At 33.8% G+C, this 24,439-nt stretch carries 24 protein-coding genes and 4 pseudogenes; 8 read left to right on the forward strand and 20 right to left on the reverse strand.

The genetic code is table 11. The annotated features are described in order from the left end of the window. Nucleotides 1-56: 56 nt before the first annotated feature. Nucleotides 57-227 carry a hypothetical protein gene (locus ATN92_RS10050; RefSeq protein WP_156638755.1) on the reverse strand — a complete coding sequence of 57 codons (171 nt, stop codon included), beginning with the start codon at nucleotides 225-227 and terminating at the stop codon, nucleotides 57-59. Between the two features lie 286 nt (nucleotides 228-513). Here ATN92_RS10050 and ATN92_RS10055 point away from each other — a divergent pair, with 286 nt between their 5' ends. Both ATN92_RS10055 and ATN92_RS10060 read left to right on the forward strand, forming a co-directional pair. Continuing rightward, nucleotides 514-1,677, forward strand: a complete 1,164-nt coding sequence (locus ATN92_RS10055) for a CAP domain-containing protein (RefSeq protein WP_056952712.1) — start codon at nucleotides 514-516, stop codon at nucleotides 1,675-1,677. A 349-nt stretch (nucleotides 1,678-2,026) separates the two neighbouring features. Then, nucleotides 2,027-2,224, forward strand: coding sequence for a hypothetical protein (locus ATN92_RS10060; RefSeq protein WP_087721243.1), 198 nt, complete (start codon nucleotides 2,027-2,029; stop codon nucleotides 2,222-2,224). 168 nt (nucleotides 2,225-2,392) lie between these two features. Here ATN92_RS10060 and ATN92_RS10065 read toward each other — a convergent pair whose 3' ends face one another. From ATN92_RS10065 to ATN92_RS10100, 8 genes and pseudogenes are all read right to left on the reverse strand, one after another. Beyond that, nucleotides 2,393-3,223, reverse strand: a complete 831-nt coding sequence (locus tag ATN92_RS10065) for a metallophosphoesterase family protein (protein ID WP_056952714.1) — start codon at nucleotides 3,221-3,223, stop codon at nucleotides 2,393-2,395. A 191-nt stretch (nucleotides 3,224-3,414) separates the two neighbouring features. Beyond that, the gene (locus tag ATN92_RS10070) at nucleotides 3,415-4,146 is read right to left on the reverse strand and encodes an ABC transporter permease (RefSeq protein WP_056952716.1); all 732 of its coding nucleotides are present in this window, start codon (nucleotides 4,144-4,146) and stop codon (nucleotides 3,415-3,417) included. Next, on the reverse strand, nucleotides 4,136-5,011 hold the full coding sequence (locus tag ATN92_RS10075; protein WP_056952720.1) for an ABC transporter ATP-binding protein: 876 nt from the start codon (nucleotides 5,009-5,011) through the stop codon (nucleotides 4,136-4,138). The genes ATN92_RS10070 and ATN92_RS10075 overlap by 11 nt, the downstream gene beginning before the upstream one ends. A 161-nt stretch (nucleotides 5,012-5,172) precedes the next feature. Continuing rightward, nucleotides 5,173-5,688, reverse strand: coding sequence for a hypothetical protein (locus ATN92_RS10080; protein WP_056952722.1), 516 nt, complete (start codon nucleotides 5,686-5,688; stop codon nucleotides 5,173-5,175). A 71-nt stretch (nucleotides 5,689-5,759) separates the two neighbouring features. Continuing rightward, the gene (locus ATN92_RS10085) at nucleotides 5,760-6,401 is read right to left on the reverse strand and encodes an NAD(P)H-binding protein (RefSeq protein ID WP_056952724.1); all 642 of its coding nucleotides are present in this window, start codon (nucleotides 6,399-6,401) and stop codon (nucleotides 5,760-5,762) included. A gap of 117 nt (nucleotides 6,402-6,518) precedes the next feature. After that, entirely contained in the window at nucleotides 6,519-7,343 is an 825-nt protein-coding gene (locus ATN92_RS10090) for a helix-turn-helix domain-containing protein (protein ID WP_234032572.1), read from the reverse strand. Nucleotides 7,344-7,519: 176 nt separating this feature from the next. Then, complete coding sequence (locus ATN92_RS10095; RefSeq protein ID WP_158106707.1) at nucleotides 7,520-8,332, reverse strand: oxidoreductase; 813 nt, start codon at nucleotides 8,330-8,332, stop codon at nucleotides 7,520-7,522. A gap of 131 nt (nucleotides 8,333-8,463) precedes the next feature. Then, nucleotides 8,464-9,339 (reverse strand): annotated as a pseudogene (locus ATN92_RS10100) (LysR family transcriptional regulator). A 150-nt stretch (nucleotides 9,340-9,489) separates the two neighbouring features. Here ATN92_RS10100 and ATN92_RS18860 point away from each other — a divergent pair. Together ATN92_RS18860 and ATN92_RS10105 are read left to right on the forward strand one after the other, a co-directional pair. Next, nucleotides 9,490-9,573, forward strand: a pseudogene (locus ATN92_RS18860) (oxidoreductase); the annotation flags it as partial. A 12-nt stretch (nucleotides 9,574-9,585) separates the two neighbouring features. Beyond that, the gene (locus ATN92_RS10105; protein WP_056952728.1) at nucleotides 9,586-9,969 is read left to right on the forward strand and encodes a DUF2255 family protein; all 384 of its coding nucleotides are present in this window, start codon (nucleotides 9,586-9,588) and stop codon (nucleotides 9,967-9,969) included. A 34-nt stretch (nucleotides 9,970-10,003) separates the two neighbouring features. On the opposite strand, the gene ATN92_RS10110 is transcribed toward ATN92_RS10105, so the two are convergent. Then, nucleotides 10,004-10,852 carry an NAD(P)H-binding protein gene (locus tag ATN92_RS10110; protein ID WP_056952730.1) on the reverse strand — a complete coding sequence of 283 codons (849 nt, stop codon included), beginning with the start codon at nucleotides 10,850-10,852 and terminating at the stop codon, nucleotides 10,004-10,006. A gap of 132 nt (nucleotides 10,853-10,984) precedes the next feature. Between ATN92_RS10110 and ATN92_RS10115 the strand changes: the two genes are divergently transcribed. Continuing rightward, nucleotides 10,985-11,557: a TetR/AcrR family transcriptional regulator C-terminal domain-containing protein gene (locus ATN92_RS10115; protein ID WP_158106708.1), complete on the forward strand. Its 573-nt coding sequence runs from the start codon at nucleotides 10,985-10,987 to the stop codon at nucleotides 11,555-11,557. 48 nt (nucleotides 11,558-11,605) lie between these two features. Here ATN92_RS10115 and ATN92_RS10120 read toward each other — a convergent pair whose 3' ends face one another. The 7 genes and pseudogenes from ATN92_RS10120 to ATN92_RS10155 form a co-directional block, all read right to left on the reverse strand. Beyond that, on the reverse strand, nucleotides 11,606-12,136 hold the full coding sequence (locus ATN92_RS10120; RefSeq protein WP_025086134.1) for a PadR family transcriptional regulator: 531 nt from the start codon (nucleotides 12,134-12,136) through the stop codon (nucleotides 11,606-11,608). A gap of 52 nt (nucleotides 12,137-12,188) precedes the next feature. Beyond that, nucleotides 12,189-12,608, reverse strand: coding sequence for a hypothetical protein (locus ATN92_RS10125; RefSeq protein ID WP_056952734.1), 420 nt, complete (start codon nucleotides 12,606-12,608; stop codon nucleotides 12,189-12,191). Nucleotides 12,609-12,653: 45 nt separating this feature from the next. Continuing rightward, nucleotides 12,654-13,934 (reverse strand): annotated as a pseudogene (locus tag ATN92_RS10130) (MFS transporter). Between the two features lie 153 nt (nucleotides 13,935-14,087). Further along, nucleotides 14,088-15,089, reverse strand: coding sequence for a LacI family DNA-binding transcriptional regulator (locus ATN92_RS10140; protein ID WP_056952736.1), 1,002 nt, complete (start codon nucleotides 15,087-15,089; stop codon nucleotides 14,088-14,090). 73 nt (nucleotides 15,090-15,162) lie between these two features. Further along, complete coding sequence (locus tag ATN92_RS10145; protein WP_056952738.1) at nucleotides 15,163-16,539, reverse strand: SLC45 family MFS transporter; 1,377 nt, start codon at nucleotides 16,537-16,539, stop codon at nucleotides 15,163-15,165. Between the two features lie 20 nt (nucleotides 16,540-16,559). Next, nucleotides 16,560-18,236: a glycoside hydrolase family 13 protein gene (locus tag ATN92_RS10150; RefSeq protein WP_087721241.1), complete on the reverse strand. Its 1,677-nt coding sequence runs from the start codon at nucleotides 18,234-18,236 to the stop codon at nucleotides 16,560-16,562. A 233-nt stretch (nucleotides 18,237-18,469) separates the two neighbouring features. Then, nucleotides 18,470-18,835, reverse strand: coding sequence for a helix-turn-helix domain-containing protein (locus ATN92_RS10155; protein ID WP_056952996.1), 366 nt, complete (start codon nucleotides 18,833-18,835; stop codon nucleotides 18,470-18,472). Between the two features lie 319 nt (nucleotides 18,836-19,154). Here ATN92_RS10155 and ATN92_RS10160 point away from each other — a divergent pair, with 319 nt between their 5' ends. The 3 genes from ATN92_RS10160 (at nucleotide 19,155) to ATN92_RS10170 (ending at nucleotide 22,859) form a co-directional block, all read left to right on the forward strand. After that, a complete protein-coding gene (locus ATN92_RS10160) occupies nucleotides 19,155-20,291 on the forward strand; it encodes a hypothetical protein (RefSeq protein ID WP_056952740.1) in 1,137 nt (378 codons plus the stop codon). Nucleotides 20,292-20,612: 321 nt separating this feature from the next. Continuing rightward, nucleotides 20,613-21,905: an SLAP domain-containing protein gene (locus ATN92_RS10165; RefSeq protein ID WP_158106711.1), complete on the forward strand. Its 1,293-nt coding sequence runs from the start codon at nucleotides 20,613-20,615 to the stop codon at nucleotides 21,903-21,905. Between the two features lie 177 nt (nucleotides 21,906-22,082). Then, entirely contained in the window at nucleotides 22,083-22,859 is a 777-nt protein-coding gene (locus ATN92_RS10170) for a Cof-type HAD-IIB family hydrolase (protein ID WP_056952742.1), read from the forward strand. Here the strand turns inward: ATN92_RS10170 and ATN92_RS18865 are convergent. From ATN92_RS18865 to ATN92_RS10180, 3 genes and pseudogenes are all read right to left on the reverse strand, one after another. Then, the gene (locus ATN92_RS18865; RefSeq protein ID WP_234032573.1) at nucleotides 22,856-23,230 is read right to left on the reverse strand and encodes a hypothetical protein; all 375 of its coding nucleotides are present in this window, start codon (nucleotides 23,228-23,230) and stop codon (nucleotides 22,856-22,858) included. The genes ATN92_RS10170 and ATN92_RS18865 overlap by 4 nt on opposite strands. A 69-nt stretch (nucleotides 23,231-23,299) precedes the next feature. Further along, nucleotides 23,300-23,434: pseudogene (locus ATN92_RS19540) on the reverse strand (helix-turn-helix transcriptional regulator); the annotation flags it as partial. Nucleotides 23,435-23,598: 164 nt separating this feature from the next. Beyond that, nucleotides 23,599-24,420 (reverse strand): Cof-type HAD-IIB family hydrolase, encoded by an 822-nt coding sequence (locus ATN92_RS10180; RefSeq protein WP_158106712.1) that lies wholly within the window; start codon nucleotides 24,418-24,420, stop codon nucleotides 23,599-23,601. Nucleotides 24,421-24,439: the final 19 nt, after the last annotated feature.

Here is a 24,439-nt window from a genome sequence, read left to right on the forward strand (position 1 = left end):
AACCGCAGATTTAGGAAGACTCTTTTTTTGAGTTCTCAAATAGAAAATATAACTATTCATATAGCAATGTATCCTGCCGAAACCAGATTAACATCATTAGTTTTATCTAAAACTTTAGCACATTTCAAAATGAATTTAGCTAGATAATAGTCTGTTTTAATTTCAGGATCAGTATATGCTCGACTCAGTTGGTCCATTAGAACTGTAACCTCTTTACTTTGTTCCATATTCTCCTCCCTTTTTCGTAACTTAACGATTAAAAGATAAAACATATAATCATTTACAGCAACCACTATATACTAAAAGTATTTTTTTATTGTGGGACACTCTCTATATCAAGGATTTATACTGCATAATAACAATTACAATGTCAGTGATTCTGAATATCAAAAGTAATTTCTATAAATTTCTTAATTACTTGTCAAACTTATCTGTTTTAATTAATGGAAGTAATATAAAATGTTCATTATAATTAATGTGTCATGATCTATGAGAAACGGGGGAAATATTATTATGTTTTCTAAAATTAAAAAAACAGCAATCTTAATTGCTACAGGTGCCCTTTTATCTACAAGTATGGGTGGAACAATTGTCCTTGCTGACACTGATTCCACTCCTAACAATGATTCAGCTTCAACTACTACAAACTCTACTGAATTAACTGATACTTCTTCATCAACCACTAAAACGCAAGCTGGTTATGAAAATATCAACCTTGCCGCTGTTAAACTTGCTATGCTAAATGAGCTTAATCGTCTCAGGTCTCAAAACAATTTAGAGCCACTAACTTCAATTGATATTCTCAACAACTACGCTCAAGCTAGAACTGATTCTTTTATCACTTCTGGCGGTGTTGATGATCACTCCAATTGGCATTCGGCAAATATGTATCCATACAACTACACTGCTGAAGAAAATATTGCTCAAATGCCTTTTTCAATGATTGGCTCAACTGATCCCCTAATTATTGCTGAAAAAATCACTGATGAATTTTACAGCGAAACATATGATTCTACCCCCGATTATGGTCACAGAAAGAATATGCTCAATCCATATATAAGCTATGTCGGAATTGGTGTCAGTGTATCAAATACTGGTATGATTTATTTTTCTCAAGAAATGGGTAATGATCAAGAGTCATATAGTAAATACGATCCTAGTGCTGTCAAAGACTACTATATGACCAAATATAATGATTACGCTAATCCTTCCAAATATGATCTGGCCGATACCGACCGTAAAGGTGCTGACTATACTCAACGCAAAGATTATGTCACAGCTGACATACGTGGTGGCGTGACAACTAAAAATTACGCTACTCCTGTTTATGACCGTTATGGAAACAGAAATAAGGACTTAGAACTTGCACCAAATTCTGATTGGATTTCCGATATTGTTGCCACCATCAATGGTAAAAAATACTATCACGTTAGCACCAATGGTTTCGTTTCGGCCGCTGATGTCTTGCCATGGGCCAAGTTCCTATATGGCTCCAGCGTTACAGCAACCACCGATGCCAAGGTTTACGATAACAATGGTAATTTCACAGGCAAAATCGTACCTAAGGACAGTAAATGGATCATGGATCGACGTGCTGTTAATCCCAAGACAAAAGTAAAAATGTACCATATTGCTACTAATTCTTGGCTTCAAGAAAATCAAGTGAATGTAAATTAGAGATACCTTCGGGTATCTTTTTTTGTCCGATTAGAGTCGCCAAGCAATCCAAATTAGTCACTAGTGATCTTGCTTGATTAATCAGTTACCATCAAGTCCTTTCTCCCAAAGATTTTGCCCAAACGTCTTTATGAAACAGTTTTCATAATAAACGAAAGAAGTGCTATAATATTCTTAGGAACTAAATGGATGTTTGAATTACTCTTAGACTGCTTCCTATTAGAAATAGATACGCAGTTAAAGCTACGATCCAAATGGAAACAAAAATCTACCTAGAAATTCTGCATACACGATAAAATCCTGGTTGAGCTTATTCAATGTATATCAAATGATGAAAGAAGTGATTCTTATGATGTTTCCTTATTTGAAATTAGGCCCCAGAGATGGAGTTATGTTGATTTCAGTTTTTATCATGTTGATTTTAACATTAGTCTTTAAATGGTCAGTATGGGAATTCTTAGCTTCTGTTGTTGCAATTATAGTTGCATTCTTAGCAGGAAGCATGAAACCAAATGAGAAAAAAGTGCTTGCTTTCTTGAAAAAGTAGCTTAAATTCTTGTAGGTTCCAAACACATTCTTAACCATTAAAAGTTTAAATATTAAGGGAGCTACACTTTATCGTATTGGTAGATTAATTCTACTAATACGACAGAGTGTAGCTCCTTTTTTGCATAAAAATAGTCGTTATTCAGTTTTCACTAAAAACGACTAATAATTATTTATTGAAAAACTTACGAACTTCTTGTTCATAACCATATTCAGCATTCACTTTCTTCAATAACTTTTGATCATGGGTTACTGTGAACCCAGTTTTACGTAAGTGTTTGTATAAATGAATATAAGGAAGATTTAAATCTTGGGCTAGTTTAATTTCCTCATCAATATCATAGAAAACTTTTCTAAAAGAAACATCTATTCTACCTTCATCATCAACTGTCAAAATTGTATAGCAAGCTCGTTGGTCGGCCATCAATTTGGCATAAGGACTGTATGGCTGACCTGTAGCTCCCGGATTAATAATCAATTGTCCTTTACTGGAAGTACGCATTACTTGTTGATGTGTATGTCCATACAATAAAACATCCTTATCGCCGGCTAAATGATCAAAATTAGCTTGTGCCTCAGATGGAAATAAATCATGTCCCGTCGAACGTTCAGCTTGATTATGTGACAAACCAAAATTTAATCCATTAACAGTTATCGTTGTGGAAATTGGTCTTTGAATCAATTCCTGATAATGTTTAGAGCTTAAGTTATTGATTAAGTATTCAGTCAATCTTGATAAATAAACCTCAGAAGGATCATCGAAATCAGCATCCCCTTTAATAATACTATCAATCTCTTGTTCCCAGTTTCCCTGTAGCCAAACCACTGGATGTAAAGATTCCATAGTTTCATAAAGCCGTTCAGCTCCAGGACCAGGCAAGAATAAATCTCCTAAAAACCAATAATCTGTAACTCCATTTTGTTTAGCATCTCTTAAAACAGCATCCAAAGCAGACACATTACCGTGAACATCAGAAAAAACTGCAATCTTGTGTATCATCTTCAACATCCCCTAAGTTCATAAACCACTTTAACATTGCAGTTTACATAAGAATAATAACCATTATTGTAATCCATTTTATATCCCAATGCTATTATCGATTTGTCTAGACTTAGCTTCTACTATTTATCAACGATTTTTAAGATTAGTTTTATCAAATTAAATCCTACAAATTTTAATATCTTTATTTTCTATTTTTCTAAACGTATACCTCTTGAATTGTATAGATAGAAGAAAAAGCCTAACAATAAAATAAACTCCAATAGAATGATTCCCAATGATTGAAGCGATAATTGAATCGACTGATTCAATGAAACAGCCCTTAACATCTTCAAAAGAATTCCTGTATAAAGGTAATTGGATACTTTTGCCATTGATTGATTAAAAGTAGCAAATTGAGGTATCAAGATTAATGGCAGTATTACTGGCAATACAACATATGATGTGTCCGATACTTTTCGACATAAAATTCCGATTAATAACCCAACAATCATGCTCATCAAGGTCATAACCATGCTAATAACAATATAAATAAGGTAACTCATGATTTGTAGTTTAACGCCACTTAAGAAAGGCAAAATAAAGTTTGTAATCATAATGACAACGAATGGTGGTGTAATCGTTGCAATTACATAATCAGTTTGACTAATCGACGAAGATATTAATAATTTCAAACTTTTTTTCTCTTTTTCTTCTGCCATAGGGATACTAATCATCATAATTGATGCCATAACTGAATTAAACATAACCACCATCATCAAAATGAATGGTGCCTTTTGACCATCAAACGATATATTTGGCAAAGTAGTTCTAAATAATATACTGAAAAATATGGCTAGAATAGAGCCTACCATAGCTGAAAAATTTTTAATTAATAACTTAAATTTAACTTTTAATAAGACAGGAATATTATTAGTTTTCATTAGATATATTTCTCTTTTCAATAGATTGAATGAACACTGTTTCTAAAGTAGGTTCATTAGAATGAATACTTCTTATTCTATTGTTCAAAATAAAGTCTGCTAATTCACTATTTTGCTTAGGCAACACAAAGATATCTGATCTATTATCAAACGTAAAACAAGTTACTTCTATTTTTATACCAGCAAATTTATTTTTGATATTCTCTGGACTCCCCTGCTCAATAATCCGACCTTCATTCATCAATATTAAGTGGTCACAAAAATTCTCGGCCTCATTCATATTATGAGTTGTTAATATCACTGTTTTTCCTGATTTTTTAATTTTATAAATCAAATTTCTGATTTTTTTACTAGTTATGGGATCGACATTACTGGTAGGTTCATCTAATAAAACTATTCCAGCATTATTCAGAAAACATCTAATCAAAGACACTCGTCTTTTCATACCTGTTGATAGTTTGGACATTTTTATTTTTTGACAATCATGTAAACCAGCTGACCGCAATAACTTTTTAACTTTCTTGGGACCTTTACCAAAAATATTGGCATATAACAAAAGATTATCTATCACACTTAGCTCGTCATATAATCCACTATCAACAGCACACAGACTAATTTGTTCAAACACTTTATCATTTTTCTCAACAGGAATTCCATCTATGTCAAGCTCCCCTTTAAAAGAAACTTGATTTGTTAAAACATTCAATAAAGTGGTTTTCCCTGCTCCAGAAGGACCTATAATACCAAATATTTCATTAGTTTTAATTTCAAAATTAATATCCTGTAGGGCATAATTATTTTCTAATTGTAAAAACTTTTTCCTGAACTTAACTGATATATTCTTACACCTAATAACCTCATTCATTTTAAATTTCCTTTTGAAATCATATTTTACAGAACAAAAATTATCACAATTAATAATTTCAAGATATAAATAATCAAGCTATTTACAAAGAATTTACAATGAAACTATCAAACAAAAAAAACGTTCAAATATTGAATATAAATCCAATATCTGAACGTCTTCTATAAAACAATCGCTAAAGCTATACCAAGCATTATCATACCCAGCATGTGATATCTATTACCGATTTCGGAACCTTTAACCATTTTTGACCTGTCCTCAACAAATTGATCCGAAGATTTTTTCAAAATGAGTTGATATAACCTGATTCGATTCTGAGCATACAATCTATATGTGTACAAATAAGCTAAAGAAAATACTATCATCAAAATGGCAAATATCTTTATCAAAGAATAATCATAATAATTAAGAACCACATAAAAACCAGTTACTCCTAATACAATGGAACAGATAAGTAACAAATAAAGACATATCCAAATATACATACTCCGTTTCATACGTTTGTATTCTTGTGGATATTCCTCCATTATATCAGCGGTCCAGCGATATAGTTTTGGTCCATTAACCGTTTTATTGTACTTACGAATTCGTTTAATTTCAGGTAAAGCCTTAAAAATAAAAATTATAATACTGATTAATACCAACACAGCAGATATGATTACTTTCAGTTTTAACATGGAAATATTCTCCTAACTTTCTATGTACGAATAATGTTACACCATAACGTACATTTCAAGATAGGCCTTAATCACATCCAGCTAGGCTTATCACCATCAGTATTGGGTTTGTTCAATCCGACACTTGCTCGTAGGTCTTGACGTGGATTATTGATTAATTTTAGTACAAAATCAGCTACACTAGCACGTGAAACTTCAGTTCCTTTGAACGGTTGATCTTGAGTTGTTTCCTCATAATCAATTTCATCATTATCGGTTAACCATGCTGGACGAATTTCAGTATAGTAAAGGTTTGATTGTTCCAAAAGAGTAGCTGACTCTCTAAACCCTGGTAAAAATGCAGCAATAGCTTGCTCATTCCATTCACCAAACTTACCTGGTACTTCATGATGAGCACCTAAAGCACTAATGAAAATTAAACGCTTCTTTCCCTCTTCTTCCATTGCAGCCAAAATACTTTTAGTTTGAGCACCTAAATCAGTTCCTCCAACATTTGAATAGATAATATCGGCTGGCCTCATAGCTTTTGCTAAATCTTGTGTTTTGAGGACATCCCCATCCACAATTGTGACTCTGTCATTTCCTTGATATTGACTCAATCTTTCAGCCTTCCTCAAAAAAAGAATCAAATTATTCTCTGTTTCCTTTAAAATGCGTTCAATTAATATCCTAGCAGTACCACCATTGGCACCAATAATCATTACTGTACTCATATATTTATTCCTGCTTTCTGATTAGCTTACTAGAATATTCTATGTTCACTTATAAAAGATGTCTAATACCTCTATCTAATATGTATCTATGCTTAAAAAGCATATCATTTATTTTAATTACTTAAGCAGTATTTTTTCTCGATACGTCGACGGACTCATACCATACCAATTCTTAAAGGCTCGTGAGAAGGACTCCGGATCAGAATATCCCAATAAATAACTTATATCGATCAATGTTAAAGTTTCATCTTTCATTAAAGGATTAACTAGACTTTGCCGAGCATACTTTACTTGTTCATTGAAAGAGGTTTTCAATGTTTTCAAATTCCGCTGTAAAGTTCGTTTACTAATATTTAAACTCTTCGATACTTCATCTATTCCAAAATCACCACTAGGAATTCTTTTTATCAAAAGCGCCTGTATATTTTCTTCCAATGATTTATTACTCTTTACTTCTAACTTCTTGCGATCCAATTCAGGACGTATAAATGTCCACATAACATTATTTGAAGATAAAAAGGGTCGGGCTAAGTCATTATTGTCAAATATAATTTCGTTCTCCATTAACTTTTCCGGAGTCATTTTTAAAACATCAATTATATCCGTTCCATAATCATACTTGCTCCCCACTTTAATGGGCACGATTGTCTTCGAAGTACCTGTTCTCAACAGATTAAGTATCAAAAGTTGTTCTAGCATGACAGTAAAACGGGGCAATTCTAATTGTAAATCGATCCCCGAAATATGAATAGAGGTGGTTTTTTCATTAGTCATGATTGTTAATTTCACTGGACCTATTAGAAATTTATATTCAGCCAGCCGCTTTATAGCCTCTAACCCATTTTGGGCTGTCATTGCTGCAAAAAATGATGGCATAAAAGTATTCATCTTTTCTATTTGGGACAAATAAATAATATTTTGATCAGATGTTTTATTATCCAATACATCCAATAAACGCCAGTACTCACTATTTTATTAAGCTCAATGGTTTCTTTCCACAGAACCTTATTGATTCCCGCCTCCTGCAATATATCATTAATGTCGAGGCCCATTTTATTCATAAAAATTTGGAATTGACTAGAAATACTCAGTTTCATTGATTGAACAGCTCCTATCTATTAACTAGCATGCTTCATTATGAAATCAAAAATTGTTGTTGGTAAGATTGTTTTAGCAAATACTAATGGCTTAGCTCCAAAGCCGATAAGATATCTAGTTTTGGGACGATTTGAGCTAACTGCTTTTAAAATAGCTTTGCACCCCTCCTTTGGAATAGTCATCATATTGGATGAGTATTGTTTTCTCATTCCTGCAGCGGCTTTGTCGGCTTGCCCTTCATAGGCACCACCTTGAGCAGATTTTTGTAACTTATCAGCCGCAATGAAGCCCCAATTTGTTTTAATACCACCGGGTTCAATAATGGAAACTTTAATTCCAAATTCCTTAGTTTCCATTCTTAATGCATCACTAAAAGCCTCTACAGCATACTTAGTAGCGTGATACCATGCTCCCATATAACTAACTAAACGTCCTCCCATGGAAGAAGTATTAATGATTCGTCCCTCATGTTGTTTTCTCATATATGGTAATACTAATTGGGTTAATTGTGCCATTCCGAATAAGTTAACATCAAATTGTCGCTTGGCTTCTTCAATTGAGACATCCTCAACTGCTCCATAAGAACCATAACCAGCATTATTGATTAAAACATCAATACGTCCTTCTTCTTTGATAATAGTTTTAACGGCACTTTTAATAGATTCTTCATTAGTAATATCCAATTCCAGTGGACGGACATTATATTTTTTCAATTCATTTAACTTGTCTAATCTACGAGCTGCACCATATACAATATTATTTTGTAATGCTAACAACTCTGCTGTTTGATAACCAATCCCACTACTTGCACCTGTAATTAAAATAACTGACATCTGTCTGCCTCCGTGTCTCAATTTATGTACCTATAATACCGACAAATGACGTCAATCTTAATGGCATAAAGTGACATGTACTTAGCTTATTGTGCCAAATAAAAACTGCCGGATTTTTAAACCAGCAGCTTTTATTTATTAATATCACTAGATATTTGTTTCAAAAAGGCTTCAGCGGCTTGAGAAAGTTCTCGTCCCTTTTGCCAAACTAGATTTGTTCCCGCTGTTCGACGTGGTTCCAATGGCACAAAAATTAAATCGGATTGATTAGTATTGATAATCCCGTCAACACACAGAGCATAACCTACTCCAGCTGATACTAGTAATGATGCGTTATAAAGTAGATTGTAAGTTGCTACGATATTAAATTTCTTAGTGCTTTCACCATACCAATCCTTTAAAGTATCCAAAAAGCCGTTCTGTTGTGTGACAATCATGTCACGATTCTCTAGGTCATCCAGTGTTATATGATCTTTATTAGCTAAATCAGAACTACGTGGCATCAAGACTCCCCAACGACTCTCACCTAATAAGTGAATGAACTCGAAATCCTTCTTTGAGGCCGGATCTACTACAATACCAAAGTCAAAATTCCCTGAATCCAAGTTTCTTCTAACATCGTTAGCATTGGTACTGACGATATTAACTTTAATATGTGGGTACTTATTTCTTAATACTTTGATTGACTGAGCTACACTAATGAAACTTCTTGTTTCAGCGCTACCGATAACAATTGATCCGGTAATATCCTGACCTATCTACATATTATCAAGTGTCTTATCGGTCAAGGCCAGAATCTGATTGACCTGATTAGAAAAATATTCACCCTCACTAGTTAATTCAATTGAACGTCCACCTCTTTTTATCAAGGTTACGCCCACTTCATCCTCCAAATCCTTCAATTGTCTGGAAATGGTTGGTTGAGAAACATGTAATTTTTCGGCAGCACGACTAAAGTTTAATTCTGATGCCACAGCCTGGAAATAACGCAAAACTCGTAATTCCATTTTTATTTCTCCTTACTATTACAATATCGTATGATTTTAGATACATTATAAGCATTAGACATTGCCTAATTCAAGTCTTACTCTAATACACGTAAGCAAATTGATTAACTCAAGGAGAAGTATAAATATGGTTAATATCAAATTGGACCCAATCATGTTGCCTTTGCTATCAATCAACCAGAAGATACTAATGTTAGTGAGTTTACCGTTGGTCCAACAAACCAACCTTGGTAATTAGGTAAAATTATGACGAGTGAAAACAAATGGACATTCGAACAGTTACAAAATTTTGCCGAAGCTGATGATTTTAGAGTCTCGCCATTTTATAGTGATGGTAAAACCTACGGAACACCAACTTGGATCTGGTCGGTCGTTGTCGACGATAAATTATTTATCCGCGCTTGGAATGGTCAAAATTCCCGTTGGTATCGTTCTGCTATTCAACAACAAGGTGGACGAATTTTCTTAGCTGGTTCCAATCATGAAGTGATTTTTGAAAAGTTACATAATGATAAAATTAATGATTTGGTGGATCAAGGTTATCGCGATAAATATCAAAATAGTCCTTACTTTCCACCAATGATTCAGGCAGGACCTCGTAGCACTACTATTGAAGTTATTCCCAAATAAAAAATTCCTCTAGATTTTATCTAGGGGATTTTTTCTATTTATTGATTAATTCTTTAATTGCTGATGACAAATTCATTAACGGATGACCTAATATCTTTTCGAAATCTGCTGTATCAGCCTTATCCTCACCATTATTGCCCTTTAGTGTATATTCCTGATAAGCTTCTGAAACCGAAACCCACTGTGCAGGAATTCCGGAACTTTCTAGTGTGGAAACAAATTTGCTAGCTGGAATCTCTTCGATATCTAATTTTGTATTCAAGGCCTCTTGAGTGGCAAAGGCTATTTGGTGATAAGATTTAGGTTCACCTGCTAAATCAAGTACTTCACCATAATTTCCGTTAGCAATAACTCTAGCCCCAGCTTCGGCATACTCTCTCTTTAAAGCAAAAGACAGATTACCTTCTTTAGCGAAATACGGAAATTGTCTTGTTTTAACAGCATAATCGAATAAAGCTTGATTTAACTCCGTATACCAACTATTTCGTAAAAAGGTATGAGGAATACCTGTTTCTTTAATCCAATTCTCCGTTTGTTTATGAATAGTTTCTAATCCAAATTTTGAATACTCAGGATGAGAAATACTTGTATAAGCAATATATTTTACGTGGTTGACTTGAGCCGCTTGAACAACATTTTGTTGAATATTAGGTCTAGAGACTGACACAAAAAGTAGACGATCAATTCCTTTAAGAGCATCAATCATAGAATTGGCGTCCGTGTAATCACCAATTCTGACACTAACACCTTTAGCTTTTAACACCTCACCCTTAGTCTCATTTCTAACCAATCCAAACAAATTAGCCTCTGGTGCAAATTTCTTCAAGTAATCGATGGCATAATTACCATATTCACCACTTGCTCCGGTTATCATAATATTCATAGTAATTTCTCCTTCTTACTTTTGACATGTTGATAATACTAACGACATTCCTAAGACTTTTCATTATACAAAAATGCCAGAATGTATAAAAATTAGATATAATTACACTTTTATATAAATAGAAGGTTAACCATGACGCTTAAAAATCAAACTAAATTATTGTTCGCCAAAAAATTAGAAGAAATGTTAAAAAACATCCCCATGGATAAAATTCGGATCGTCAATCTCTGCAAAAGACGCGACACCATTCCTCAAACTTTTTATTACCATTTTCATGATAAATATGAATTAGTAGCTTGGATTTTTCTATATGATTTCTCTTTAATTTATGGAGACAAAGAACCGGAATATTCGATTGCCAGTATTAAAAGAAACCTAATTCAAATGGAAAAGCGAAAAACTTTTTACCAACGAACTTATACCGATCACTCTCAAAATTCGATAAATCAATATATTCAGAAATTCAATATAGTTTCGGCTAAAGCAGCCGTAGAAGATTTTTATCAAACTAAATTAACATCTGAACAAGAATATGCTATTAAGTACCACTCGTACGGCAGTATGGGACTATTCAACGAATGGCTCAATAATTTATCTTCTATTACTATAGAAGAATTAGCCACTTTCCAATATCAACACACGCCTGAATTTTTGAAAGCGGCTTATCAAAATTATTCTTTTAGAAATTCAAAAATCTTCAAATAAAAGAACCCTGCTAAATTAGTTAGCAGGGTTCTTTCTTATTGCCTAATTTTATATTTTAGGATGATTCTCAAGCCATTTCTCGAAAAATTCCACTTGAAATTTATTTGCTTCGACACCATACTCGTAAGCCAATGTCTCCGTATCCGTCATTTTACGGCTTGACTTATTGATGTACTTTTCTAAACGTTCACTAAGCAACTCAGTTTCTTCTTTTTCTTTTCGAACATAATCTTCGATTATCTCTCGTAGCTGATCTGGTTCCATATAGTCACCAAACATCAAACGAGCCAGAAAATCAGATTTTTTTATTTGCCTTTCAACTGGAGAACTTAAATATTCAGTAAACTCTTCTTTTCCCTTTTGAGTAATAGTGTAAAGATTTTTATCTGGTTTTCCATCTTGTGGAACGACCTCTTTAGTAACTTTTCCTTCTTTTTCTAATTTGCGAAGTACTGGATAAACCATTCCCGATGAACTATCGAAAAAGAAGGCAAAACTTGTTTGAAACATTTGAGTTATATCATATCCAGTTTGTGGTGATCTCATTAAAATTCCTAGCACAATTTGTCGACTCTTCACGATGATCTAGCTCCTCTTCATTAATAATTTTAGACTAACACACGGATTAAAATTAATCATTAATATCTCTCTTACTCTTCATTAATATTTTTTTATATTCATCACGTTTATAAAATAACAAACAGACTGGTATAAACATTATTGTAAATGGTAATGCCATAAAATAGAGGCTCAAAAATGCCTTACTGATTAAATGGTTAGCATTTTTACTGATTTTATTAGCATCTCGATTGATTATTCGATTATCCTTTTTTACCATTTCCTTAATTTCATTAGTAACTTCAGATGTAATCTGTTCTTTAACCTGTTCTCCTTGTTGATCCGACAACTGACTAATTTTAGCCTTTCTTAATGCCTCAGCAACATTGGCTTGAATTAATCGCTGTTCCTTAGTTTCAGATATTCCTTTTTCATCATTTCCATTTGTTTTGGCATCACTAGATTCAAAATGGCTATGAGTTACCTTTAACATGTCTTTTTTAGAAGTTGATGTTAATTCACTTGTACTAATCAGCTTCTAAGCGTCAGTCCAAGCATTTTCCTTAGCTTTGCTGACATTAGTTGTCAACATAGATACAAAAATTGCCACTGCAATTATATTACCAATTTGTCGTAACACTCCCATGACACTTTGAGATGCCGACAATTTTTCTCCTTTGAAATCAGATGCCGCTAAAACCGTTATGGGTCCAATCACGGTCCCGTAACCAAAACCTATTAAGATTAATCCCAAAAGGATTTGCCAATAATATTCAGAATTAACAGATCCTAAAACAGCGTATCCCATTGACATACTTAAGAATCCAATAAAAATTATTAATCTCGGTCCAAATTTTTCTACTATTATTCCTGTTATTGGGGATACTAAGAATATCATTAGTGATGCTGGTGTTATTAGTAAAGCAGCGATCAATTCAGTCTTTCCTTGTACTTGTGTAAAAAACGTTGGCATAATAACCATTACAGCTACTAATAAAAGCCCTGCTAAAACTACTGTTAATGCCGAGCCAGAAAATTGTCGATTCTTAAACAAATCTAGTCGGATCATAGGATCAGTGACTCTTTTTTCGATAATAATAAATATTATAAAACTGACAATTGTTATTAACGTTAAAGAAATAATTCGATAATTCATCCATCCCCAATCATTTCCTTGTGTTAACCCCAAAGCTAATGAAAACAATGTCACCATCAAAGATATCATGCCACCAACATCAATTTTGGCATCAATCTTTTTCTCATGACTCAATGGCAATTGTAAAATAACACCGACAATTGCTAAAACCACTAACGGTAAATTGATGTAGAACACCCATCGTCAGCTTGATAAGAGGATTTATCAAAGAAGATTTTTTGGTCCCAAGGTTGCTGCTAATCCTTGTGTCAATCCAATTGTTAAAAGTGCTTTACTACGATGTTTTTGATCAATCGTATCAATGGCAATCGTCATACTAGTTGGAAAAACAATTGCTGCACCAATACTTTGAATACCACGGCCAATGATTAAAACAGTTGGGACGTTTGCTATTCCTGAAACAAAGGACCCACTTGCAAAAATTAATAACCCTACTAAATAAATTTTATTCCGTCCCCAAATATCTGCCAATCTTGATAAAGGAATTGTTAAAGCTGCGAAAGTAATAGTATAAATGTTTAACGCCCAAGACAAACTTGTCAAAGGAACATTCATACTAGATTGAATTGCCGGTAAAGCAATATTCATAACTGTTGTATCAAGCATACACAGAAAAGTTCCAATACACATTGTCAAAATTAATAATATTTGTTTTATTTTCATCTTTATTCTCTTTTCATATTAACAAGTATAATATCAATTGATGTTCATACTATAATTGTTAATACTATACTTGTCAATATGAAAAATTAATTGCATAAAATATATCACACAAAAAAGGAGTAGTTATAACCATTTAGGTTACAACTACTCCTTTTAGATACCTTTGATACTTTGTCGTTCTTCTATACGAGTTGGAATCATCTGTTGAAGGTGTGCCAACTTCTTATGCTTCTTTATATCTTCAATTCTTTGTACTCCACTCTTGCCCATTTCAAAGAAATTTTGAGAAACACTTGTCAATTGTGGCTGTACGATCCTACACATTTCTGTACCGTCAATACTTACGATAGATAAATCTTCAGGAACATTCAATCCTAAATTTCTAGCTTTATTCAATAGACCAATTGCCACCATATCACTGACAGCAACAATACCAGTCAAGTCAGTATCTTTTCCATATTGATCCATCGCCTTTTCGCCAGATAGATAACTGTAATCACCAGTCTGTATCCAATCTTCTTTTGAAACAATACCAGCTTCATCTAAAGCTCTCTTATAACCCTTTAATCTTAAACGACCTGTATAGGGATATTTATCAATTCCAGCTAGGCCAATTTTTCGATGACCTTTATCAATTAATAATTTTGTTGCTTTATAACCAACTTCTTCATCATCTGAACTGATGAAAGGCCTTTTATCATCAAAAGCCATTGATAAGAAGCAATAAGGAATTTGTGATTCTTTCAATAATTTCAGATTATCTTCTCCAAGCGCTATCGAAAGTAATAATATTCCCATCACGGGTCTTTCAATGACCGTTAATAGAGCTCTTTTTTGTTCATCAGAATCGGCACTTCCGGCATAAACTACTATCAAATCATAACCATGCTTTAGTGCTTCTTCTTGAATTCCATCAATTATTTCCCCAGCAAAATTGGTTTTTACAGAACTAACTACTGCTGCAATTACGTTACTTTCTCTTTTTACCAGCTCAACGGCCGCTTGATTTTTTTTATATCCTAATTCCTCTGCGGCTTTTTTTACCTTCTCAGCCGTCAAAGAATTATAATACTTAGTCTTATTAGACAAAACCCGAGAGACAGTGGACGGTGCTACTCCAACTTTATTTGCAATATCTTTTATTGTCGCTGACATTCATCCACCCTCTTTGTATTTGCTTACAACAATATTTTAATCGTTTACTTCACTTTTGAATAGTGAATTTTTACTATTTACCTTCATGGACAATAGCTACTGAAAAGCCACCAATTACCATAGCTACAAATCCAATAATCATCATCATGCTTTGGCTACTACCGACCATTGGGAAGATAACGAAACTTGCTAATGAACCAATAATTTGTGGTAAACAAACCGCAATATTGAATAATCCTAAGTATGATCCATTATTTTTACCATCTAATGATGTTGTTAACATAGTAAATGGCAATGTATTAATAGTAAAGTTACCAATTCCATATAATGCAAAGGCAATCAATGCAATCCACTGACTATGCGTAGTGGCAACAATAATGATACTGATAGCGTCAGCAAACAATCCTACTGAATACCATAATTTACGTTGATTAGCTTTTGTTTTGGCATAAAATAGTCCCCAGATCAAAGCTGCAACACTATAAAAGGCTGTCATAACACCATACCAATTACCAGCTGCTTGGAATCCGGCAGATGCTGGATTAGTTGTGTGCCAAATATTATTGGCCATGGCACCTGTTGCGTATGTCCAAGTGTACATAATACCGATCCAACTAAATAATTGAACTACTGATAATTCCCAAAATGCTCTTGGAGCTTTCTTCAATAATTTCCATAAACTTGGTGTAACTTTTTGTGCATCTGACTTAATCTTATGATACTTAGCATATGTTTCAGGATTATATTCCTTAACATTGAGAATTGTTACCACACTAGTAATCAATAACATAGCGGCACCAATTAAATATGCCCAAATAACAGTTAATGGAACTTGTCCTTTAGCAGCAGTATTTGCGATACCCATTTTTGTAAGTATAAATGGTAACAAGGCTGCTAAAATACCACCGGCATAACTAAATATTTGTTGCCATGACCAAGCAAGGTTCTTTTGATCTTCGTTAACCATATCTCCGGCTAACATTTTGTATGGTGCTAAACAAACATTACTAAATAAATCCATTAATGCAATCGCTATAGCCGCATAAATCAGTGCTGTCATTGATCCATATCCGAATCCAAATGATCCGGTAAATGGTAGTAATACCATAACAACAACCGTTATCGGAGCACCTACAATTAAGTAGGGAATTCTTCTGCCCCAGCGAGTCCAAGTACTGTCAGAATACTTACCTAATAATGGTTGAACAAACATCCCTAATAGTGGTGGCAACAAGAAGAACCATCCCAAACTATTAGGATTAACACCAATTGTTTGAGTAATTCTACTCATTTGTGAACCTTGCAATGTAAACGCCATATTGACACCAATACAACCAAAGGTCATTGCAAGGATTGTCTTCATTGGCAACTTTGGCAAAGCATTATCGAAGCCTAATGATTTTTCTTTTTTCTTAGCCGAAGTTGTTTTTACTTTTTCTGTTGACTCCATATCTAGTTCCTTCTATCTTATTAAAATTGATAAACTTTTGCTTCATATGGACGCAATGTATCACCTTGAGAATCGGCATAATTGCTAATTAGTATCTTGGCATCTTCTGGAACATCAAAATGTCTCTTTAGTTTTTTATCCGTATAATTTAGTACTACCAACAATGTTGTATCATTATCTTTTCTAGTGTAAGCATATACGTCAGGATCATTTTGATTGTCTTTAACCAAAGCATAACTACCATCAACCATGACAGGTAATTCATGGCGTAGCTTAATTATCTTTTGATAATAGTAGAATATTGAATCCGGATCAGTCAAAGCTTTCTTTACATTAATTTCTTTATATTGTTTATTAATGTGTTCCCATGGTGTGCCGTCTGAGAATCCAGCATTATTGCTGTCATCCCATTGCATTGGAGTTCTAGCATTATCACGACTGTGCATTCCCATATACTTCAACATTGTTTTCCCATCTAGAAGATGTTGTTCATCGACTATTTGGTGATATGCATTAATACTATCAAGATCCACGTAATCACTTAATTTATCAAAGTAAGCATTTGTCATTCCAATTTCCTCTCCTTCAAATACGAAAGGAGTTCCCTGCTGGAAATGAAGCATAGTTGCTAACATCTTGGCACTTAAAACACGTTTCTCTTCAGTACTATCGTCACCAAAACGTGAAACAACTCTTGGTTGATCGTGATTATTCCAATATAATGAATTCCAAGCTTTACCAGCTAATGCTGTTTGCCATTTCGTCAAATTCTCACGAAGATCAGTAAGTGACGTCTTTTTATCGGACCAACGTCCCAGTGCTGGATTGGAATTGCTATCTAAACCCACATGTTCAAATTGGAAAACCATATCCAATTCTTTGCCATCTAGGTTGGAATATTTTTTAGCCTCGTCCGTTGTAACTGCTGGCGCTTCACCAACCGTAACCATCTTATGTTTGCTCATGACATTTTGATTCATTTCTTGTAAAAATTCGTGAATTCGATGTCCATTGGCAACGACTGGTTCTGGATTTCCATATAATTCATCAGGTGCTTTCTTAACATCAGGTAATCCTTCTGGCTTAGAAATGTAATTGATAACATCCATTCTGAAACCATCTACCCCTTTATCAGCCCACCAGTTCATCATGTCATAAACGGAATGACGAACATTTTTGTTTTCCCAATTCAAGTCGGGTTGTTGTGGAGCAAACAAGTGTAGATAATACTGACCAGTTTGTTCATCATATTTCCATGCTGGTCCTGTAAAGAATGAACCCCAATTATTTGGTGCTTTTCCATCTTTACCATCACGCCAAATATAATAATCACGATATGGATTATCTTTACCCTTCCGGGATTCTTGGAACCATTTATGTTCATCTGATGTATGATTGACAACTAAATCCATCATAATCTTCAAGCCTAATTTGTGAGCCTTGCTGAGTAATTTATCAAAGTCTTCCATGTTACCAAAATCAGGATTAATTGCTCTATAATCCGAAATATCATAACCATTGTCGACTTGAGGTGATTTATAAATAGGACTCAACCACACAATATCGACGCCTAGCTTTTTAATATAATCTAATCGTTTAGTAATACCTGGTAAATCTCCAATTCCATCGCCGTTACTATCTTGATAACTAGCTGGGTATACTTGATATACAACTGCATTTTGCCACCATTTATTCAAAATCAATCATCCTCGCTTTAATTATTTTAGCAAAGCAAACGTTTGCGTAATTTAATGTAAGCCCTTGCAGATATTTTGTCAAGCAAACGTTTGCGTAAAAAGACAATTTTAAAACTAAAATAGCCCACGGTGCTTAGCCGCGAGCTATTATTTATTTTATAAAAATAATTTTATCTAGTAATTTGAATTCAATAGAATTTCTCGTATCACGTTACCATGGGTAAAAACATGAATCAGTGTATAAACATTACTCCCCAAAATAGAACAATGGCTAACAAAACAATCACCCAAGGATTCTTCGACAAAAAATCCCAAAAATTCATTTTGCCATATTTTCTGACATACTTATTATGAATCGGATCAAACGTGAATTCATTTGGATCAATCTTTGAATTCTCCTGCTTTCCTAAAACCAAAGCATCTAAGCTAACATTAAATATATCAGATAACTTAACTAAGTTATTCATATCAGGTGTCGACTCACCTGACTCCCACTTCGAAATAGCTTGTCTAGTCACATACAATTTACCGGCCAACTCATCTTGGGTAATTCCACGATCAGTTCTATATTTCTTTAATTGATTTGAAAACTCAATCATCTTCAATCCCGCCCTCTACACAAATTTCATCTTCATAATTATATTTTCGTATAGCCGTTAACCATAAACAAGCAAAAAATCAATCATATTTGCGTTTAAAAATCATTAACTAGCGCAACTTTAGTTTGCGGAACTAATTATTGATGCTGATAAATCAGACTTTGATGGTTTGCTTTCTAAGTTGCACCATGCATAACGTCGTTACAATATCATTTATCTAATTTAAAAAAATATATCCATATTAATTTATATTAAATTGACCCTGTCATCATTCTTATAATAAAGCGATAATACTTGTAATAAATTATTAGGAGTCTCTATGCGTAAATCAAGTCTATTTATTTTAACCTTTATTTTATTTTTTATTTCTGGGTGTAGTATTGCTAAACATAAGTCCACTTCCTATGATATTAAAACGAACACCAAAAAAATCATCAATGCTGATTCCAAAACTTGGATTTTCAACGAAGCCATTAATTCTAAACAAACCAGATTTGGAGTTTCCGGCAAAATGGATACTTCCGTCGTAACTAAAGCCAATGATTTAGATTTATGGACTACTTCAAAAGGTGAATTCAAATCTATTGCTACAGGATACAAACAAACATCTTTCTCCGAATGGAAGAAACTATCACGTAAACAATATATGGAATCATACCAAAAAAAGCTTCACTATATGTCTGTCAAACAAGTTAATGAAGCTCTGAAAGCTCTAGGTGCTAAATTCGAAATTAGTAAGATGACTGATCTTATTTTTCTAAAACCTGAAATTGGTGATTTAATGCTAAATCAGGCATTTGTTGCTAAAGGTCACAAACTATATGCCATTGATATTCAATACATGGATGTTGAGCAAACCACCACTATTGAACGTGGTAAATCCTTTGTTGACACCCAAAACAAAAAATCAGCTAAACATTTAGATGTAAGCAATCTTAATGGAACTTGGATTGCTCCTGAAACAACGACTAGTGCCAATGATTCTGGAAAGCTTTTAGTAAAGGATGGTTACCTTTATCAACACCGTTATAGTAGTTTTGAACGTTCAGCTATTCAGGATTTGAGTAAATATTCACTAATCTCTTTAAATCAAAATTCAACTTATGCCTTACAAAAAAGAGAAGCTGCTCAAGCTGGGTATCAGTTATCACGTGACACTGTCGCTAGTGGTGATAGTCTTGGTTATTTATATCTCTTTACTAACAAAAAAGAATTGATCCGAATCGGCGCTGGTCAAACAACAAAATACCAAAAAACAAGTGACACTATTTCTTCAACTGATCTACCACAAAACCAAGTCGATATTTTCACTAGAGTTGATACTGCCAATCCTAAAAATGCTGCTTCAACCATAACTACTAAAGCGGGTCCCTCTGTTGTCGGTATTAGTTCCAGTATTAAATATTTAACTGATTCTGAGGCTGGTCAAATTATCAACGAACAAGTAGCCCAATAAACTGTCAAAGGACACATAATCCGTAAATAGATTATGTGTCCTTTTCGTCTAATTACTGTTTATGATATGAAAAGTATCGTTTACGACAAAATGCATTAATTACCTATTCGTTGCATAAAATATATATGGAAAGGGTGATTAATGGAACTGGATTTTATCGACCTCTAAGTTATCATTTATTGTCTAAGAATTATTAAAGAAATGAAAGATTTATCATTATCCAACTATATTTCACCTAAAATCATAGACATAAAGGGTAAGTTACAGGGTCACCTATTTATTTTTTAGAAATTATATTTTTCACATTAAGGGGATACAAAAATGAATAAGAAAAGAATCATCTTAGCTTCAACACTAGCTGTTTTAATAGCACCAACAGTTTTAGGAAACATTTCAAATAATGCAACCCCTCCAGTTCAAGCTGCCACAACTACTACAGACAATACCATTAAAAATCCAATTGGTACTGTTGATTATGGTGGTGCCTACACCGTTGATGCCAATGGTAAGCAAACAAGTCTCTTCCTTTCTGGTAAATCATCTTGGAAATTAGGTAAATCTGTTCTTATCAATGGACAAAGATATTATGAAGTTGCTACTAACAATTACATTAGTTCCGAACACATTACTCTTACTGATGGTATGCCCGTTGTAAATCCAACTATGGTTAAACCAGCTGTTGATAATCAAATCGGTACTTTGAGCTATGCCGTTAAATTAGTTGATGCTCAAGGAAATCCAACTGGTAGAACTTTACCTGCCGGCTCATCTTGGAGATTAGGCAACATGTACAATATTGGCATGAATACCTACTATCAAGTTGGAAATAACGAATATGCACTTGAAAATGGCATTAAAACAAGCATTGCTAAGCCTGCTAACAACCAAAGCAACACTAACACAAGTACTGATACTAACGCTTCAGGTCAAATTGGTACGGTAACTTACCCTGCACAAATTGTAGACGAAACTGGTCATTTATCTGGAGTAACTCTACCTGTTGGTTCTTCTTGGAAGTTAGGCAAAGTTATCGGTATTGGTATGAATAACTATTATCAAGTTGCTACTAATGAATACGTACCTGTTAAAAATATTCAGGTCAAAGGTACTTCAAATACCGTTGGACAAAGTACCCCTGTAAATACAACTATCAATTTGTACAGTGCTTCATACATTCTTGATGATAATGGTAATAATACTGGTAAAACTCTACCAGCTGGCTCTTCATGGCATACTGATCAGAAAAAGACAATGAATCATTATATCTATTATCGTGTCGCAACTAATCAATGGGTAACTAACGGTGGCTATGAAGGCAGTTCCAATAGTATCTACTCCAACGGTCCTATTACCATTACTCTAAATAAAGATATTACACTGTATGACACTTCAACTAACTCGTTAACTAGAACACTTCCAAAAGGTAGTTCTTGGAGAGTTAACCGCTCCGTTCAAAATAGTAAGGGTCAATACTTTGTTCAAGTTTCAACTAACGAATGGCTCCCCTTCAATGACGGATCGATTCAAGATTATGCTGGTGGTAATACAATTGTAAGTGGCTTAAAGTATGCTGCTGCGATTGAACCAACTTTTGCTACTGACGTAATTAAATAGTTTTTAACACACTATGAAAAACAGCATCTTTTTAGAAAACTCAATACACTCTGTATGTATTAAGCAATCAAAATTGATGTTGTTTTTTATTTTGAACTGAAATATCTTTTCGATTGTAAAGCATACATCTTTAATTTATATTACGAATACGCAAATAAAAATTAAGTTGGTGATCTTTTGCAAACAAATTATAAAGGAAACGTATTTTTTGATCTAGACGGAACCCTACTAAATAACCAATCTCAAGTCGAAGATTCAGTTGCTTCTGCTGTTCGTCAGTTAAAGGAAAATGATTATTTACCTGTTATCTGTACTGGACGTGCGCCTATTGAAATTGAAGCAGCCACAAGTGTTACTGGTATTGATACTTACGTTACCTTAAACGGTGCCTTGGTCGAATCTCAAGGTAAAACCATTTATAGCAATGATATTAAACCTGACGTAATCAAAAATATAATAGATATGGCTCATAAAAATGGCGATTCCCTCTTTATGCATGCACACACTAGAAACTCTTTGAGTGCTCAAACGCCCTTTATTAAAGAGTTCTTTCATGCACTAAAACTAGAAATTCCTGAAATTGATCCTGATTTCTACAAGAAAGACGCTATTCCAATGTTCGTTGTCATTACTGATGATGACGGTAAAAAATATCAAAAAGAATTTCCTGAACTTCAAATCTATAATACTGGCTACCATTCGCTCGATACAGTTGCCAAAGGTGTCTCTAAAATGAGCGGTATCAAACACTTACTTGAAGAATTAAATATGAAAGATAAAACAGTCTATGCTTTTGGTGATGGTGCTAATGATATTCCAATGATTGAATTTGCTGACTACGGTATTGCAATGGCAAATGGCATTAATGAAGTTAAAGACATCGCGACTTACATTACTACTGAAAACATTAATGGTGGCATCGTGAAAGGTTTAAAGCATTTCAATCTGATTTAATTCGTAATCAATTTTGTGACAATCAAAACAACTAATGCCAATACTAAAGTAATAATTGTTGATCCAACTATCATCAAAAGCTGCTCTTTCCAATAACCTTTTTGACTCTTTAACCTTTCTTCAGGATTAAGGCTCTTATTCTCTGTAAAGGCTACAATTTCTTTAAAGGTCTTAATATTGTGTCTCTTCTTAATTAGCTCCACTTTAATAGAAGCCCCCATACCGATTGCTAATAAGACAATGGTTATACCAAGGCCCCACCATGACAAAGTGTAGGTCAGTGGAATTCCAACCACTACTCCTAAAATTAGAAAGATTAGCATGACGCCCGTCCAAACACCTGTAGTATGAATATCGATTTCTTTTCGCATAACTCCGACATCCCCTTTTATCAGTTCATCTATAGAGATATGGAATAATGTACTCAAAATAAGTAGATTCTCAATATCGGGATAACTCTTGTTATTCTCCCAATTAGAAATTGTTTGCCGAGAAACATAAATCTTATCAGCTAATTCTTCTTGGGAAAAGTTAAATTGCTTTCGATATTTTCTGATTTCCCAAGGGAAATTTATTGACCCTTACCCCCTTAATTATTTAGATTAAACTGTCGGGAGTTATTCCACTATCAAAGTTATTTGACATCGACCATTTTAAAGACATAACGGTGTTATATTATTTTAATCGAAACTAAAAAATAGAGATAGGAATTTTTTCAATTCCTACCTCCATTTTTTGATTACAAAACAAATTTATTGATAACTTCAGCCAAAGCATCATGATTATTGTCAGCTTCTGTTATGTATTTAGCGACCTCTTTGACACTATCAATTCCGTTAGCAACACTAACTGGCAAACCAACAGCTTTAAGCATTGGTAAATCATTACTATTATCACCCGCAGCAATAATTTCTTCTGGTTTAATACCTAATAATTCACCTAATTGAACTGAAGCACTACCTTTGTCGATTCCGGCTGGGTTGAATTCAACATAGCGATCTGATGAATAAGTTACAGCATAGTCGTTATAGCCAACTTTTGCTTCAACAAGCATATCAATAGGTTTACGTTCAGGCATTGTTGGTAGAGCCATAATAACTTTCATAATGTTGTCATCTTTGAATTGATCAAAATCAGCATTTTTCATCTCTTGGAAACTAACACCGCGATTCTTCAAATAAGCTGAATCTTCAGGAACTGGATTATAAATGTAAAGCTTATCTTGTGTATATACGTGTGTAGCGGCCTTTTTATTGGCTGCTCCCGCTTCAAAAACAGTCTTAGCAACTTCAAATGGCATCGCATTAATAGCTATAGGACGATTATCCTTATTTTCCAAAATCAATCCACCATTATAAGAAATTGAATATTGGTTAGGTTGATTTCTTAAGTGCATTGTCTCTAAATCATTTTGGAAAGAAGTATAGCTTCGACCTGAATTAGGAACAAAATAAACTCCCTTAGCTGCAGCAGCTTGAATGGCCTCTGCATTCTTAGCAGACAAACTACCATCATCATTCATTAAAGTTTCGTCTAAATCACAAACAATCATTTTATACATATTTTTAAATCCCTCTCAG

It is taken from the genome of Companilactobacillus bobalius, from assembly GCF_009764355.1.

Coding starts and splice junctions, on each gene's coding strand:
- ATN92_RS10050 (WP_156638755.1), bottom strand. CDS start 227: ATGGAACAAAGTAAAGAGGTTACAGTTCTAATGGACCAACTGAGTCGA.
- ATN92_RS10055 (WP_056952712.1), top strand. CDS start 514: ATGTTTTCTAAAATTAAAAAAACAGCAATCTTAATTGCTACAGGTGCC.
- ATN92_RS10060 (WP_087721243.1), top strand. CDS start 2,027: ATGATGTTTCCTTATTTGAAATTAGGCCCCAGAGATGGAGTTATGTTG.
- ATN92_RS10065 (WP_056952714.1), bottom strand. CDS start 3,223: ATGATACACAAGATTGCAGTTTTTTCTGATGTTCACGGTAATGTGTCT.
- ATN92_RS10070 (WP_056952716.1), bottom strand. CDS start 4,146: ATGAAAACTAATAATATTCCTGTCTTATTAAAAGTTAAATTTAAGTTA.
- ATN92_RS10075 (WP_056952720.1), bottom strand. CDS start 5,011: ATGAATGAGGTTATTAGGTGTAAGAATATATCAGTTAAGTTCAGGAAA.
- ATN92_RS10080 (WP_056952722.1), bottom strand. CDS start 5,688: ATGTTAAAACTGAAAGTAATCATATCTGCTGTGTTGGTATTAATCAGT.
- ATN92_RS10085 (WP_056952724.1), bottom strand. CDS start 6,401: ATGAGTACAGTAATGATTATTGGTGCCAATGGTGGTACTGCTAGGATA.
- ATN92_RS10095 (WP_158106707.1), bottom strand. CDS start 8,332: ATGTCAGTTATTTTAATTACAGGTGCAAGTAGTGGGATTGGTTATCAA.
- ATN92_RS10105 (WP_056952728.1), top strand. CDS start 9,586: ATGACGAGTGAAAACAAATGGACATTCGAACAGTTACAAAATTTTGCC.
- ATN92_RS10110 (WP_056952730.1), bottom strand. CDS start 10,852: ATGAATATTATGATAACCGGAGCAAGTGGTGAATATGGTAATTATGCC.
- ATN92_RS10115 (WP_158106708.1), top strand. CDS start 10,985: ATGACGCTTAAAAATCAAACTAAATTATTGTTCGCCAAAAAATTAGAA.
- ATN92_RS10125 (WP_056952734.1), bottom strand. CDS start 12,608: ATGTTAAAGGTAACTCATAGCCATTTTGAATCTAGTGATGCCAAAACA.
- ATN92_RS10140 (WP_056952736.1), bottom strand. CDS start 15,089: ATGTCAGCGACAATAAAAGATATTGCAAATAAAGTTGGAGTAGCACCG.
- ATN92_RS10145 (WP_056952738.1), bottom strand. CDS start 16,539: ATGGAGTCAACAGAAAAAGTAAAAACAACTTCGGCTAAGAAAAAAGAA.
- ATN92_RS10155 (WP_056952996.1), bottom strand. CDS start 18,835: ATGATTGAGTTTTCAAATCAATTAAAGAAATATAGAACTGATCGTGGA.
- ATN92_RS10160 (WP_056952740.1), top strand. CDS start 19,155: ATGCGTAAATCAAGTCTATTTATTTTAACCTTTATTTTATTTTTTATT.
- ATN92_RS10165 (WP_158106711.1), top strand. CDS start 20,613: ATGAATAAGAAAAGAATCATCTTAGCTTCAACACTAGCTGTTTTAATA.
- ATN92_RS18865 (WP_234032573.1), bottom strand. CDS start 23,230: ATGCGAAAAGAAATCGATATTCATACTACAGGTGTTTGGACGGGCGTC.
- ATN92_RS10180 (WP_158106712.1), bottom strand. CDS start 24,420: ATGTATAAAATGATTGTTTGTGATTTAGACGAAACTTTAATGAATGAT.